Annotated in this window: 12 protein-coding genes and 1 pseudogene; 9 read left to right on the top strand and 4 right to left on the bottom strand. The window is 68.5% G+C overall.

Going from position 1 to position 13,994, the window contains the following annotated elements; translation table 11 throughout:
• Positions 1-48: 48 nt before the first annotated feature.
• On the bottom strand, positions 49-1,497 hold the full coding sequence (locus tag ING98_04350; protein MCA3101081.1) for an amidase: 1,449 nt from the start codon (positions 1,495-1,497) through the stop codon (positions 49-51).
• A 129-nt stretch (positions 1,498-1,626) separates the two neighbouring features.
• Here ING98_04350 and ING98_04345 point away from each other — a divergent pair, with 129 nt between their 5' ends.
• The gene (locus ING98_04345; protein ID MCA3101080.1) at positions 1,627-2,601 is read left to right on the top strand and encodes a tripartite tricarboxylate transporter substrate binding protein; all 975 of its coding nucleotides are present in this window, start codon (positions 1,627-1,629) and stop codon (positions 2,599-2,601) included.
• Between the two features lie 23 nt (positions 2,602-2,624).
• Here ING98_04345 and ING98_04340 read toward each other — a convergent pair whose 3' ends face one another.
• The gene (locus ING98_04340; protein ID MCA3101079.1) at positions 2,625-3,383 is read right to left on the bottom strand and encodes a carboxymuconolactone decarboxylase family protein; all 759 of its coding nucleotides are present in this window, start codon (positions 3,381-3,383) and stop codon (positions 2,625-2,627) included.
• Positions 3,384-3,529: 146 nt separating this feature from the next.
• Between ING98_04340 and ING98_04335 the strand changes: the two genes are divergently transcribed.
• The 4 genes from ING98_04335 (at position 3,530) to ING98_04320 (ending at position 7,875) form a co-directional block, all read left to right on the top strand.
• On the top strand, positions 3,530-4,561 hold the full coding sequence (locus tag ING98_04335) for a hypothetical protein (protein MCA3101078.1): 1,032 nt from the start codon (positions 3,530-3,532) through the stop codon (positions 4,559-4,561).
• Between the two features lie 145 nt (positions 4,562-4,706).
• The gene (locus ING98_04330) at positions 4,707-5,627 is read left to right on the top strand and encodes an ABC transporter substrate-binding protein (protein ID MCA3101077.1); all 921 of its coding nucleotides are present in this window, start codon (positions 4,707-4,709) and stop codon (positions 5,625-5,627) included.
• A 29-nt stretch (positions 5,628-5,656) separates the two neighbouring features.
• On the top strand, positions 5,657-6,553 hold the full coding sequence (locus tag ING98_04325; GenBank protein ID MCA3101076.1) for a polysaccharide deacetylase: 897 nt from the start codon (positions 5,657-5,659) through the stop codon (positions 6,551-6,553).
• A complete protein-coding gene (locus tag ING98_04320) occupies positions 6,550-7,875 on the top strand; it encodes an MmgE/PrpD family protein (protein MCA3101075.1) in 1,326 nt (441 codons plus the stop codon). The genes ING98_04325 and ING98_04320 overlap by 4 nt, the downstream gene beginning before the upstream one ends.
• Positions 7,876-7,917: 42 nt before the next feature.
• Here the strand turns inward: ING98_04320 and ING98_04315 are convergent, their stop codons facing one another.
• Entirely contained in the window at positions 7,918-8,859 is a 942-nt protein-coding gene (locus ING98_04315) for a LysR family transcriptional regulator (GenBank protein ID MCA3101074.1), read from the bottom strand.
• Positions 8,860-8,980: 121 nt separating this feature from the next.
• Between ING98_04315 and ING98_04310 the strand changes: the two genes are divergently transcribed.
• The 4 genes from ING98_04310 (at position 8,981) to ING98_04295 (ending at position 12,836) form a co-directional block, all read left to right on the top strand.
• Positions 8,981-9,955 carry a tripartite tricarboxylate transporter substrate binding protein gene (locus tag ING98_04310; protein ID MCA3101073.1) on the top strand — a complete coding sequence of 325 codons (975 nt, stop codon included), beginning with the start codon at positions 8,981-8,983 and terminating at the stop codon, positions 9,953-9,955.
• Positions 9,956-10,034: 79 nt separating this feature from the next.
• Positions 10,035-10,451 (top strand): VOC family protein, encoded by a 417-nt coding sequence (locus ING98_04305; protein MCA3101072.1) that lies wholly within the window; start codon positions 10,035-10,037, stop codon positions 10,449-10,451.
• 10 nt (positions 10,452-10,461) lie between these two features.
• The gene (locus ING98_04300; GenBank protein MCA3101071.1) at positions 10,462-11,838 is read left to right on the top strand and encodes an alpha/beta fold hydrolase; all 1,377 of its coding nucleotides are present in this window, start codon (positions 10,462-10,464) and stop codon (positions 11,836-11,838) included.
• Positions 11,838-12,836, top strand: coding sequence for a tripartite tricarboxylate transporter substrate binding protein (locus ING98_04295; GenBank protein ID MCA3101070.1), 999 nt, complete (start codon positions 11,838-11,840; stop codon positions 12,834-12,836). The genes ING98_04300 and ING98_04295 overlap by 1 nt, the downstream gene beginning before the upstream one ends.
• 1,039 nt (positions 12,837-13,875) lie before the next feature.
• On the opposite strand, the pseudogene ING98_04290 reads toward ING98_04295, so the two are convergent.
• Positions 13,876-13,944: pseudogene (locus tag ING98_04290) on the bottom strand (SEC-C domain-containing protein).
• Positions 13,945-13,994 lie beyond the last annotated feature (50 nt).

Raw genomic sequence — 13,994 nt, 5'->3', positions numbered from 1 at the left:
CCAGCCATGCATGAACCGTACCGGCCGGATCGAAGGTGGCTCAAGGCGTCACGCGTCGGCGGTGGCAAGCGCAGGCCAGCGCGCAGCCCACGGATGCGCTTCCTCGAACTGCCGTGCCAGCTGCAGCACGGTCAGGTCTTCGCCGAACGCCCCGACCAGCTGCATGCCGATCGGCAGGCCCGCCGGGGAAGGATCGACCGGGACGCTGATCGCCGGCAGGCCCGCGGCGTTCACGTAACCCGAGAAGAGCCCAGAGCCGCGCGCGGCTGCGGGGCGTCCGTCGATCTCCTTCGGCAACGGATACTCGACCGGCCATGGCATTGCAGTGGAGGTCGCAGTCAGCAGGATGTCGAACGTCTCGAACTCGGCGGTCGCGCGGACGCGCAGCGCCTGCAGCGAATCGAGCGCGTTCACATAGTCGGTCGCGGTCAGGCGCAGGCCCTTCGTCCCCCAGTCGAGGATCGCCTCGCCGACCTTCTCGCGCCAGTCGGCGTGCTTCTCGACCACGCGCGCGACGGCTGCGCCGCTGAGCACGCCACGGATCGCATCGACCTGGTCGATGTCGAACGGCACCGGCCCTTCGACCACCTCGTGGCCGAGCGCGGCGACCTGCTGCGCGGCCTGGGCGATCGCCGCGCGCACCTGCGGGTCGACCGGCTCACTGCCGATGCCGGATACGTACCGGATGCGCAGCCGGCGCAGCGACCGGGACTCCAGTGACTGCGGCAACGGCCGGTCACCGAAGGCGAGCGACGCACGATCGGCAGCCTCGGGGCACGCAACGGTGCGGAACACCTCGTACAGCTCCGCAACCGTGCGCGCCGCCGGGCCGATCACCTGGAAATCGTTGGCGAGCGCCGGGAAGCCATGCCGGCGCGGGATGCGTCCGGTCGACGGGCGCAGCCCCACGATGCCCGTGTAGCCCGCCGGGCGCCGGATCGAGCCGCCGGCATCGGTGCCGATGGCGATCGGCGCCAGCCCGGCGGCGATCGCCGCGACCGCGCCACCGCTGGAGCCGCCGGGCGTGAGCGCCGTATCCCACGGATTGCGTGTCTTGCCGAACAGCAGGTTATCGGTATGCGCGGCCAGCGCGAGTTCCGGCGTATTGGTCTTGCCGACGATCACCCCGCCCGCCGCGCGCAGGTTTGCGACGACGCGATCGTCGTCCGCCGGCATGAATCCGTCGAACAGCCGGCTGCCCCATGTCGCCGGCAGGCCTTTCGCGAACAGATTGTCCTTGATGGTCGCGGGAATGCCGTCGAGCACGCCCAGGCGGGTGCCGGACATCATCCGGTGCTCGGAGGCCTGCGCGGCGGCGCGCGCGCCGTCGATATCGAGGGCGACGATCGCGTTGAGCACCGGGTTGATACGCTCGATCCGGGCGAGGTACATCTCGAGCAGTTCGACCGGTGAAAGCGCCTTGCGCGCCATCAGCGCGGACAGCTCGATGACGGTCGATTGCCAGGGATGCTGCGACTGCCGGGACAGCGATGCCATGAATCCAGCCTCGACGAATGCGGTCGATCGACAGTACACGAATCGTCCCGCAGCGTGTTCCGGCAGCGGCTGCGGCGCCGCGTGCTAGATTGACACCTTACGAGAACAGACCTTCCGGAGGAGCATCGAATGCACAGATCCAGGTCGTTGCGCCTGGGCGTCGCCATCGGCCTGCTGGCCGGGGCGATGTCCGCACACGCGCAGAGTTTTCCCAACCGCTCGTTGCGTATCGTCGTGCACTTCCCGCCCGGAGGGCCGGTGGATTTCGTCGCCCGTGCACTCGGGCAGCGCCTGGGCGATGCCTGGAAGCAGCCGGTGGTGATCGAGAATCGGCCCGGCGCCGGCGGCGTGGTAGGCGTCGAGATGGTGCTGCGCTCGCCACCCGACGGGCACACGCTGCTGCTGGGCACATCGGGCTCGATGGCCGTGGCGCCAGCGGTAAGCAAGCTGCCCTATGACGTGTTCACCGACCTCGCACCGATCGCACTGCTGGTGATCAACCCGCAGATCCTGGTGGTGCACCCGTCGCTGCCGGTGCGAACGGTGAGCGAACTGGTCAAGCTCGCGAAGTCGAAGCCGGGGCAGATCAACTATGCATCGGTCGGCCCGGGAAGCCCGAACCACATGGGGATGGAACTGCTGAAGTCGATGACCGGCATGGACATGGTGCACATCCCCTACAAGGGCACCACGCCGGCCATGACCGATGTCATATCCGGCCAGGTCTCGCTGCTGTTCAACAGCATGCCGTCGGTGCTGCCGCACATCAAGTCGGGACGGCTGCGCGCCATCGCCGTCGGCAGTGCGAAGCGCTCCCCGGCCGCGCCGGACGTGCCCACCGTCTCCGAGACACCGGGGCTGCAGGCCTTCCAGTACACGACCTGGTACGGGCTGTACGGCCCAGCCGCAATGCCGAGGGACATCGTCAACCAGGTCAACGCCGAAACGGTGAGAGCGCTCAACCAGCCCGACATGTCCGAGCTGTTCGCGAGCCAGGGCGCAGAACCGGCACCGAGTTCACCCGAGGGGCTGGCGAAGTTCATGCGCGCGGAGTTCGAAGCGTGGCGCAAGGTGATCAAGGCAGCGAAGATCACGCTGCAGTAGCCGCGGGCGGCGGCGCTGCTGCGTCAGCCGTCCAGTTCCGCGAACACCTGCCGCGCCTTCTCGAACGCGGCGCGGCCGCTGGCTGCGCCGGCGAGCGCACCGGCGAGGATGAAGATCTCGCCGATGCGCTCGCGCGTCACGCCACCGCGCACCGCGCTGCGCACATGACGGTCGACCGCGCCCACCTGGCCGGCGGCCGATGCGATCGCCAGGCAGAGCTGGCTGCGCATTTGCCGGTCGAACAATGGCCGAGACCAGATGTTGCCGAAGCAGAAGTCGTGGGTGATCGACCAGAACAGGTTCATGAAGTCGCCGGCCTCGCGCTCGTTGCGATCGACGTTCTCGTCGCCGAAAAGCGTGCGCCGCATGCGGGCTCCGTCGGCCGTGCGCCCGGCGATGGTCGTCGACGGTGCCGGCGGGTTGACCACCGCTGCAAGCGAAGGCGGCAGCTCGCCGGCGGCTTCCATCGCATCGAAGGTCGCGCGCGCCGCAGTGAAGCTGGACAGCCCGGCGTATACCCCGGCATAGCAGTACACCTGCAGCAGGGCCTCGCCGACCTCGCTGCGCCCGAGGCCCTGCGCCACGCAACGTCGCACCTGCGCCGGCACCTTGTCGTCCTCGCAGCGTGCGGCGACCATGGCCAGTGCGAGCAGTGCGCGGGTACGGTCGTCGATGCCGGGGCGCTGCATCACCGCGTCTGCGTCGGCCTCGTCGTGAAGGTCGTGAAGGTCGCGAAGGTCGTCCAGCAGTTGCGTGAACGCGCGGCGGTCATCATCGTCCACGGAAGGCCTCCGGCCAGTGCTGGGATGCATGGATGGTATTCATCCCGGCGCACGGCGTCACGCGTGCGCGGCGCCCCGGCCGGTGCCCCGGTGCAGTAGCCTAGCGCCGGGCGCCGCGCCTGCCGCGCCACTGCCGGAGGATGTACATGGACTGCTGGGCTGGCCCGTCGTCGGACTATGAAACCACCCAGGCCGCGCTGCTGGCCGCAGGCCTCACCGACGGGCTGCCGGTGATTCCGCCGACGACCGCGCGCGTCGAGCGGATGATGGCGGCGGCCGGCGTGGATCCGGCAGGCACGCTCGGGGTCCTGCCGCCGACCTATGTCGACGTCACCTGGCAGCAGGTGGCGATCAACGCGGTGATGGCCGGATGCACGCCGACCTGCCTGAAGATCGTGGGGGCGGCGGTCGCGTCGATGTGCGCGGACGACTTCAACATGCTGGGCATCGCGACCACCACCGGCTCGGCCTGCCCGATGGTGATCGTCAACGGGCCCGCAGCACTCGCGGCCGGCATGAATGCGGGCGCCAACGCGCTCGGTCCGGGTAACCTGGCGAACGCGTCGATCGGCCGCGCGCTCGGCCTGGTGCTGCGCAACGTAGGCGGCGCGATGCCCGGCGAGGTCGACATGGCCACGCTCGGGCAGCCGGGCAAGTACAGCTTCTGCGTCGCGGAGAACGAGGCGGACAGCCCATGGACGCCCCTGCACGTCGATCGTGGCTTCGACCCGGCGCAGGGCGTGGTCACGGTCGTCGGCGCAGCGGGCAGCGTCGAGATCAACGACAGTTCCAGCCGCGATCCGGCCGACCTCGCGCAGACCTACGCCGGCTCGATGCCGGCCGCCGGCAATGTAAGCGCGGCCGGCACCGTCGGCGGCGGGCAGGCGGTGCTGCTGGTACCGCCCGAGCATGCAACGCTGTTCCAGCGCGGCGGATGCAGCAAGGCACAGGCCGCCGCGCTGATCCATGCGCGCGCACGGCTACCCATCGACTGGCTGGGTGAGCCGATGCGCCGCTCGCTGGCGGAACAGGGTGCGGCGCTCGCGCACGGCGGGCTGCCCGTCGGCGCGACGCCGCAGGACCTGCTGCTGGTGGTCTGCGGCGGCGTCGGCCGCAAGGCGGCCTACATCCCGAGCTGGAGCGGGCCGACCCGCGCAGTAAGTCGCGCGATCGGCTGAGGCTTCATCGCGCGTGCCTGCGCAGCTGCCCGCCAAGGCTGGCGATGTGCGCACGAGCATCGGTGGCCGGCGGAATCGGAGCACACCCTCGGGATGCATTGTAGGATCGTCGATCGTGATCCTATCGTCCGCAGCACAGGCCCCGATGAAACTCACCCTGATCGAGAATTTCCGTGCGCTGTTCTATGCACCCTTCTACGCCGCCGCCGAACTCGGTGCCTGGCGGGCCGAAGGCCTGGAGATCGGCATGATCACGCCGAAGACCTCTGCCGAGACGATCCAGATCCTCGCGACCGGCGGCGCAGAGGTGTCGTGGGGCGGTCCGATGCGGCTGATGATCGCGCTCGACAAAGACCCCGAATCCGATTCGGTGGCCTTCTGCGAAGTGGTCGGCCGCGATCCCTTCTTCGTGCTCGGCCGCACGCCGAATCCAGGCTTCACGATGCAGCACCTGGTCGGTCCGCGGGTCGCCACGGTGAGCGAAGTACCCACGCCCTGGATCTGCCTGCAGCGCGACCTCGTGCTGGCCGGCATCGACCCGAAGCAGGTGGCGCGTGCGCCGGAGCGCACGATGGCCGAGAACGTGGCCGCCCTGCGCGCAGGCGAGGTCGACGTGATCCAGGTGTTCCAGCCGTTCGCGCAGGCGGCCATCGACGAGGGCATCGGCCATGTCTGGTACCGCGCGTCCGACCGCGGGCTGGCCTGCTACACCACGCTCAACACGACGCGGGCGTTCATACGCAGCCATCCGGATACGGTGCTGGGCGTCACGCGAGCGATGTACCGCACCCAGAAGTGGATCGCGGCACACTCGGGGGCTGAACTGGCCGGGGTCGTGTCCGGCTACCTGCCCGAGGTGCCGCGCGACGTGCTCGCCACCTGCTTCGACGGCTACAAGGCGACCGGCGTCTGGAGCGCCGACCCCATCGTCCAGCGCACCGGGCTCGACTGGAAGCGCGACGCGATGCTGTCGTGCGGCGCGATCTCCAGGTCCGGTGCATATGAAGACTACGTCGACCTGCAGTTCGCCGAGCGTATCGTGCGCGAAGACCCGCCGTCGATCTGATCCAACCCGAAGGACAAGACGAGGACACCATGCTGAAGAAACCCGAACGGTTCGGCTATTCGCCGGTCTCGCGCAGGCCCGCTTTCACCTGGCCGGATGGCAAGCGCCTCGCGCTCTACGTTTCGGTCAACGTCGAGCACTTCCCGTGGGGACAGAACTCGGGCCCCGACCTCGACCGCCCGACGCTACCCTGGAGCCAGCGCAGCTGGCTGTGGCGCGAGTACGGCAACCGCGTCGGCGCCTGGCGCCTGATGAACCTGTTCGACGAGCTCGAGCTATCCGTCGGCGTGATCGCCAACACCGCGATCTACGACCATTGCCCGGAGGTGCTCGAGGCGCACGTGAAGCGCGGGGACGAACTCATCGCGCACGGCCGCAACCAGGTCGAGCGCCAGATCGAGATGACGCTCGAGCAGGAGCGAGAGATGGTGCAGGACGTGACGCGCACCTTCACCGAGCGCAACGGCGTCAAGCCGGTGGGCTGGATGTCGCCCTACCTCACGCCGAGCGAGCACACGACCGACCTGCTTGCCGAGAGCGGCTACCAGTACTGCATGGACTGGGGCATCTGCGACGAGCAGCCGTTCTGGGTGAAGTCGGCGACCGGCAGCATGCTGGCGATGCCCTACCCGATCGAACTCAACGACCAGCCGGCGGTGGTCTACCGGCGCAACACCGGCGCGGAGTATGCCGAGATGCTGGTCGACAACTTCGACGAGATGCTGCGCAGTTCGAAGGACACGCCGCTGGTCTACGCGATCTCGATCCACACCTTCGTCGTCGGGCAACCCTACCGGCTGGCCCGGCTGCGCCGCGCGCTGCAGCACATGCTTTCTCACGGCGACGATGTCTGGGTTGCGATGCCGAAGGACATCGCGGCCCACTACGCGGCACTGCCTGCAGAGCAGCAGCTGCACGCACGGTGAGCGCGACAGCCCGGCTCGCCAGCTTCATCGCGGACGCGCGCTGGAGCGACGTGCCGGCCTCGGTGCGCCACGATGCCAAGCGCTCGCTGCTCAACTGGCTGGGCTGTGCCATCGGCGGCTCCCGTGCACCGTCGGTGGACCTCGCGATCGAGTCCCTGGCCGTCTTCTCGGGACCGGCACAGGCCACGGTGATCAACCGTGACCGCCGGTTCGACGTGGCGACCACCGCGATCATCAACGGTGTCGCCTCCAGCGTGCTCGACTTCGACGACACCCACCTGCAGACGGTGATCCATCCGTCGGTACCCGTGGCCTCCGCCACGCTGGCGCTGGCCGAGCACCTGAAGGTGCCCGGCGAGGCTTTCATGCATGCGTTCGTCATCGGCATCGAAGCAGCCTGCAAGGTGGGCAACGCGATCTCGCCCGAGCACTACGCCTGCGGCTGGCACGTCACCTCGACCTGCGGCACGATCGGCGCTGCGGCCGCCTGCGCGCGGCTGCTCGGGCTCGACCAGACGCAGGCCGCGTACGCGATCAGCATGGCGGCCAGCCAGTCCGCCGGGCTTTCGGAGATGCTGGGCAGCCCGACCCGGATGTTCAACATGGGCCATGCAGCCCGCAACGGTTTCATGGCCGCCTGGTACGCCTCGAAAGGCATCACCAGCTCCGCCTGCGCGCTCGAGGCACCGCGCGGCTTCGGCAATGCCTTCACGACGCGCTGCGACTGGTCCGCGCTGACCGATACGCTCGGCCTGACCTGGGAGCTCGCGGCCAACGCATTCAAGCCCTATCCCTGCGGCATCGTCGTGCATCCGGTGATCGACGGCTGCCTGCTGCTGCGCGAGCGCCACGCCATCCGCGCGGGCGACATCGATCGCGTCGAGGTCACCGTGAACCCGGCTGTGCAGATCATCATGTCCCGACCGGATCCAGCCGACGGCATGCGCTCGAAAGTGTCGGCGGAGCATTGCATCGCGGTGGCGATGGTGCAGGGTGCCGCCGGCGTGCAGCAGTTCACCGACGCCGTGGTACGCGATCCCGAAGTGACAGCACTGCGTCGGCGCGCCAGGCTTCTGTGTTCCGATACGGTCGCAAAGGATGCCGCCGGCGTGTGCGTGGTGATGAAGGATGGCACGCGGCACGAGACCTTCATTGCGCATGCCAGAGGCAGCGTAGAAGTGCCGCTGACCGATCGCGAACTCGAGGACAAGTTCCGCAGCCTGTTTGCCTACGGACGCAGCGGCAGCGACGCCGCGCGCGTGATCGGGATCGTACGAGACCTGGAGACGCTCCGTGATGCGGGTGCACTCGCGCGGACGTGAGTGCGTCCTGCAGGGCGACGACCGCCTTCCAAAGCCGGGCTTTCAGTCGGCAACCCTCGCTTCGAGGGTCAGGCCCATCGGATCGAACGCCCGCACCGCTTCTTCGGCGAACGCCATGAAGACGGCGATGCGCCGCGGCACGCGGGGCATGCGGCGATAGAGCATCGACAGCGCGGGTGCACCCGGCCATTGCCATTGCTCCAGCACGCGCACGAGCCTCCCGCTGCTCAGCAATGCCGGCGAGAACATACCCATCCGGAACAGGCCAGCGCCGGCGATCGCAGCCTCGAGCAGGGCCTCCCTGTCGTCGGTGACCAGATGATGGCCCACCTGCACGGCTCCCTCGACTCCGTCGCGCTCGTAGGTCCACTGGTCCCACGGCGCGATCGTGCTGGAGCGTGGTGACTTGTGCACCAGCGTACGATGCGCGCGCAGTTGCTCGGGCGAGGCCGGGATACCATGGCGCGCGAGGTATCCTGGCGATGCGTAGACGCCGAACCTGAGCCGCGCGAGCGGGCGGACGACCAGCGAGCTGTCTGCAACCGGGCCGATACGAAAGTGCAGGTCGGCCCCACTCAGGTGCATGTCGACCACGGAGCCGCTGTTTCGCATCTCGATCCGGATATCGGGATACCGTCTGTTGAACTCCGGCAGCATCGGCATCAGCACATGCCGCGCGAAGCCGGGCGGCGCCCCCAGCTTGAGCGTGCCCGCGGCCCGGTCGCGTTGCGACGTGGATACCGACTCGATCCGGCTCAGCGTCGCGAGCGCTTCGCGCGCATGGCGCAGCACCTCCGCGCCTTCGGTGCTGACCTGCAGTTGCCGAGTCGTCCGATAAAACAGCACGACGCCCAGTTCGCGCTCGAGGGTCGTGATCGCATGACTGACCGCAGAGGGCGTGATCAGCAGCAGCCGCGCGGCCCGGGCAAAGCTGCCGGCATCCGCGACCCTGGTGAGTATCTCGAGCTTCCTGAGTCTGTCCACGACGAGCTGACTGCCGACGGTTTATTGGTGAATCCTATTCACTTGTGTTCTGTGCGGCAACCGCTCGACCGACGGCCTCGCCCTGCATAGAGTGTGCGCCACACCATCAGCTGGACGAGATATGGACTCGAAAGGCAGGACCACCTTCGCGCTCGCCGCCGTGTGCATCACCACCGCCATGCATGCCGCGGCGCAGCCCTTCCCCACGCAACCGATCCGGGTGCTCATCGGCCTTCCGGCCGGGACTTCACCCGACGTGGTCGCGCGCACGCTCGGTGCCGCGATGGGACCACTGCTGGGCCAGCCGGTCATCGTCGAGAACCGCCCGGGTGCCGGTGGCACGCTGGCGACCAGCGCCACGGCCACGGCAGCGCCCGACGGCCACGTGCTCAACGCCAGCGGCTGCTCGGGCGACTCGATCACGCATGCGTTCGTCAGCCAGGGTCGGCCGCCGCTGGCGCTGTTCAAGGACCTCACGCCCGTCGGCAGGATGATGCGTGACCACTGGCTGGTACTGGTAACGGGAAATTCGCCGGTCACCAGCCTCAAGGCACTCGCGGCGTTCGCCCGCAGCCAGCCGAACCCGGTTGCCTATCCATCTCAGGGCGAAGGCAGTTCGCCCCACCTTCAAGGCGCGCGGCTCGCACGGGCCCTCGGCTTCGAGGCGCTGCACGTGCCCTACAAGGACGGCGCGATGAACGACCTGATCGGAGGCCGCCTTGCCTATGCGGTACAGGGGTCCGCCGCTGCGGTACCGCTAATCGCGTCCGGAAGGCTGCGCGCGCTCGCCGTGCTGTCGTCGGAGCGCCTGCCGGCCTTGCCTGAAGTCCCGACCGCCGAGCAGGCCGGGCTGAAGGGCCATGTATTCAATGGCGGCATCTGCCTCTGGGCACCCGGCAGGACGCCAGGCTCGACGCAGGCTCGGCTCAACGCGGCGCTGGCAGACGCCTCGCGCGATCCGGCCGTACGCGCCCGGTTCGACACCCTCGGCGTCGAACCCATGACGTCCGACCTTGAAGAGACCGTGCGCTTCGTCACTGCATTTGCTGCAGCAAGCGACCAGTGGCGGACGGAGGTGTTCGGACCGGGCCGCTGACCGGTCGAGGCCAGGCCGGGATAGCAGACAATCGACCGCGGGGTTAACCTTCGCGGGTCGATCCGGTCAAAGGCCCTCCATGAAGATCAAGCGCATCGAACACGTCGGCATCGTCGTCGGCAACCTCGAGCAGAGCCGCGCGCTCTGGGAAGACTGCTTCGGCATCAAGCTCACCGGCACCGAGAAGATGCCGGATCGTCCGGTCGAGCTCGCGTTCTACCCGGTCGGCGATTCGATGGTCGAACTGATCGCTGGCACCACGCCCGACAGCAAGCAGGCGAAGATGGTCGCCGAAGGCAAGGGTGGCCTGAACCACATCTGCTTCGAGGTCGAGGACATCGACGAGGCGCTCGAAGAACTCAAGGCGAAAGGCATCCCGCTGCTCGACGCGGTACCGCGCATCGGCCACGGCGGCGCGCGCATTGCCTTCATCGACCCGTCGGCCACCGGCAACTGCCTGGTCGAACTCGCGCAGCTGTCTGCCGACGCGCACTGAGGCCGCGCCGATGACCGTCCCCGAGTACTTCACCGCCAGCGACGGCGTGCGCCTCGCCTACCGAGTCGACGATTTCACCGACGCCTGGAAGCCTGCACCGGTCCTGGTACTGATCCATCCGGGCATGGGCAGCGCCGAGCGGCTGCAGGCCTGGGTGCCGCACTTCGCGCGCGAGTACCGGGTGGTGCGGCCCGACCTGCGCGGCCACGGCCGGTCCGACGCCGGCCTCGACCAGCCGCTGACGCTGGAGCGGCTCGGGCTCGACCTGCTCGAACTGTTCGATCATCTCGGCATCGTCGAAGCGCATGTGATGGGCTCGTCCGCAGGCGGCATCATCGCGATGGACGCGGCGCTGCAGGCGCCGTCGCGCTTCGCCTCGCTGGCACTGTTTGCCGCGACGCCGGGTATCCACCCGTCGCGCCCGAAGAAGGGCAACTGGCTGGAGCGGGTCGGCAAGAACGGCGTACGTCATTTCCTCAACGAGACGGTGCACGACCGGATCGGCGAGGCGTCTCCTGAAATGATCCGCTGGTATCTCGATACGGCGGAGGGCGTGACGCCCGAGTTCCTCGGCCGCTTCGTGCCACTGCTGGCCAGCCATTACTTCCCCGAGAAGCTGGCTGCATTCGATTTCCCCGTGCTGATGTGCGTTCCGGAGCCCGACCCTTCGGTCGAGGACAGCGAGTACGCGCTGATGCGCACCTGCCTGCGCCACTGCACCTATGTGGGCATCCCCGGCGGCGGCCACGGCATGACCGCGCAGATTCCCGATGCCTGCTCGCGCGTGCTGCACGGCTTTCTGTCGGGCCTGGGTCGGCCGGCGGCGGCCGACGGCGCTGCGCCGCGCATTGCGCCCGCCGACCCGGCGCACAGCGCCGACCTCGCGCTCGTCTACGACCGCATCACCGCCACGCGCGGCTACGTCTCCGGCATCCTGGCCAGCATGAGCCACGCGCCGGACGGGCTCGGCTGCTTCGCAGCGCTGGGCGAGTACGTCCGCTACCACAGCTCGCTGTCGGGCCGGCCGCGCGAGTTCGCGATCCTGTCGATGGCGCGCGGCAACCAGTATGCGTGGACGCACCATGTACCGTCGGCACGCAAGGCCGGCATCACGCAGGCGGAGCTCGACGCGCTGAACGCGGGCGAGGTTCCTTCGACGACCGACGACATGGAGCGGGCCGCAATCGCCTATGCGCGCGCGTTCCGGCACCACGGCCAGGTCGGCGACGAAACCTTCGCCGCGGTGAAGCAGCGGCTGGGCGAACGCGGCATCACCGACCTCACGATCACCTGCGCCTACTTCCTCGGGCTCGGCTCGATCGTCAACGCGTTCCGGGTGCCGCTGGAGCCGGACTTCCCGCCACAGATGAAGCCGGTACACGACTGATGAAATCCCTGACTACCGCATCCCCTTCGCCGGCAGCGGCGATGCTTGCGATCTGCGGCGCGGCAGCGCCGTTGTTGCTGCCGCTGCCAGCGTCCGCGCAGGCCTTCCCGGCAAAGCCCATCCGCTTCGTCGCCGCCTTCCCGGCTGGCGGGCCGAGCGACATCGTCACCCGCGCGGTCGGCCGCCGGCTGTCCGAGATGCTCGGCCAGCCGGTGGTGATCGACAACCGAGCCGGCGCGGGTGGGCATATCGCCGCCGAGAACATCGCGCGCTCGGCACCCGACGGCTACAGCCTGCTGCTCGCCGGCAGCTTCGTGACCATCGGGCCCAGCCTTTACAAGAAGCTCGGCTACGACGTCACGCGCGACTTCACCGCGATCGGGCTGGTCGCGCAGAACCAGTACCTGCTGGTCTCGCACCCGTCGGTGCCGGCGAAGAACGTGAAGGAGCTGATCGCGCTCGCCCGCAGCCGCCCGGGTCAGATGACCTACGGCTCGTCCGGTGTCGGTGCACCGCCACACCTGGCCGGTGAGCTGTTCAAGACGATGGCGAAGATCGACGTGCTGCATGTGCCGTACAAGGGTGCTGCCCCGGTGCTGGCCGACCTGATGGGCGGCCAGATCGACTTCTACTTCGGCGGCATCTCCGGTGCGCTGCCCTATGCGCGCAACGGCAAGCTGCGTGGGCTCGCGGTGACCGGACGCACGCGCTCCAGCCAGCTGAAGGACGTCCCGACAGTGGCCGAATCGGGGCTGCCCGGCTACGACATCACGACCTGGTTCGGACTGGTGTCGTCGGCCGGCGTACCGAAGCCGATCGTCGACACACTGAACGACGCACTTCGCAAGATGGTGGCCGAACCCGATATGCGGAAGTTCCTCGATGCGCAGGGCCTCGATCCGATCAGCAGCACGCCGGAGGAGTTCGCATCGTTCATGCGCGCGGAGGTACCGAAGTTCGCGGCGATCGCCAAGGCGGCCGGCCTCCAGCCCGAGTGAAACTTCAGCGGTCGTCGTCCTGCTCGAGCCCGCCGCGCAGTGCCTCTAGCGGATCGGTACGATCCCGGCTGAGGTGCTTCACCGAGTCGCCGGCCACGACCTCGAACCACGGCCGTCCCTCATCGGCCAGCGCCTCGGTGCGGTAGAACACTTCCAGCCGTGACGAGACCTTGCCCGGATGGACATGCAGGGCGGCGCGCTGCGTGCCGTCCTCGGCGGTGGAGAGCTTCACCCAGCCGCCATGGCCATCGGCCTCGAGTTCGGGACACGCATCGAGCAAGGCCTTCAGCGCCCCGGCATCAGGCACGCGGTAGTGGTCGGTGACGAACACAAGGGGCTCGCCAGTCGACGCGTCCCGGAGTTCAGACGGTTCGGCCGGCATCAGTACATGGTCGAGCCAGATCGCCATGATGGCCCAGCCCTGCTCGTAAATGCGCTCTTCCGCTGGGATGTCCTCGTGCGCCAGGTGCTCGCGCACGCCGTCGATGGCGTGGCCCGCACCGAGTTCCGGGAACGGATAGAGGCACCCGGACAGCTCGTGCCGATCGCCGAGCTTCAGGATGCGGCAACCGAGCAGCAGGCCCGGATCGGCGGTATCCGAGAGCGCCACGTCGTTGACGAACACCGGCGGCTGGCCAGGCGCGAGCGCATCGACCAGCGTCACGCCTTCGCGTGCGGTGACATCGGTCACGTAGTAGAGGCCGAGCGGGGTGGTCCCGAGTTGCCGGAGGTACTCGCGCTGCGCAGGATTCAGTGGCGGCCCGCCATCGGCGAGCACCATGTCATTGAGCCGGTGCAGCTCCTTCCGGATCTCGATCGATCCGGCGGCCAGCATCCACTCGTTGATGTTGATGATGATCTGCTGCATCAACTGCGGGTCGACGTCCTCGGGATGCGGACCATCCTCGGGCCAGAGATCCTCGAACAGCAGGTCGGTGGTCTCGCGTTCGAGTGCCTTGCGGTGGCGGTTGCCGATCCACTCGAGCGCGCGCCGGCCGGCATCGACATGCGAACGATCGCCGGCCGCCTCCGGGCCGGGATCGCGGCCGTGGCAGAGCTTGAACTTGCGTCCGCTGCCACAGGGGCAGGGATCGTTGCGGCCGGTCTTGCTGCTCATGTGCGCGCCATCCTCGAAGCCCGCGAGGGTAGCAGGTTACA

The organism is Rhodocyclaceae bacterium, from assembly GCA_020248265.1.
GTDB lineage: Bacteria > Pseudomonadota > Gammaproteobacteria > Burkholderiales > CAIKXV01 > CAIKXV01.
This window is presented reverse-complemented; position numbering and strand designations above follow the sequence as displayed.

Bases quoted from the DNA above. Each gene is read 5' to 3' on its own strand.
- ING98_04350 (MCA3101081.1), bottom strand. From the start codon at position 1,497: ATGGCATCGCTGTCCCGGCAGTCGCAGCATCCCTGGCAATCGACCGTC.
- ING98_04345 (MCA3101080.1), top strand. From the start codon at position 1,627: ATGCACAGATCCAGGTCGTTGCGCCTGGGCGTCGCCATCGGCCTGCTG.
- ING98_04335 (MCA3101078.1), top strand. From the start codon at position 3,530: ATGGACTGCTGGGCTGGCCCGTCGTCGGACTATGAAACCACCCAGGCC.
- ING98_04330 (MCA3101077.1), top strand. From the start codon at position 4,707: ATGAAACTCACCCTGATCGAGAATTTCCGTGCGCTGTTCTATGCACCC.
- ING98_04325 (MCA3101076.1), top strand. From the start codon at position 5,657: ATGCTGAAGAAACCCGAACGGTTCGGCTATTCGCCGGTCTCGCGCAGG.
- ING98_04310 (MCA3101073.1), top strand. From the start codon at position 8,981: ATGGACTCGAAAGGCAGGACCACCTTCGCGCTCGCCGCCGTGTGCATC.
- ING98_04305 (MCA3101072.1), top strand. From the start codon at position 10,035: ATGAAGATCAAGCGCATCGAACACGTCGGCATCGTCGTCGGCAACCTC.
- ING98_04300 (MCA3101071.1), top strand. From the start codon at position 10,462: ATGACCGTCCCCGAGTACTTCACCGCCAGCGACGGCGTGCGCCTCGCC.
- ING98_04295 (MCA3101070.1), top strand. From the start codon at position 11,838: ATGAAATCCCTGACTACCGCATCCCCTTCGCCGGCAGCGGCGATGCTT.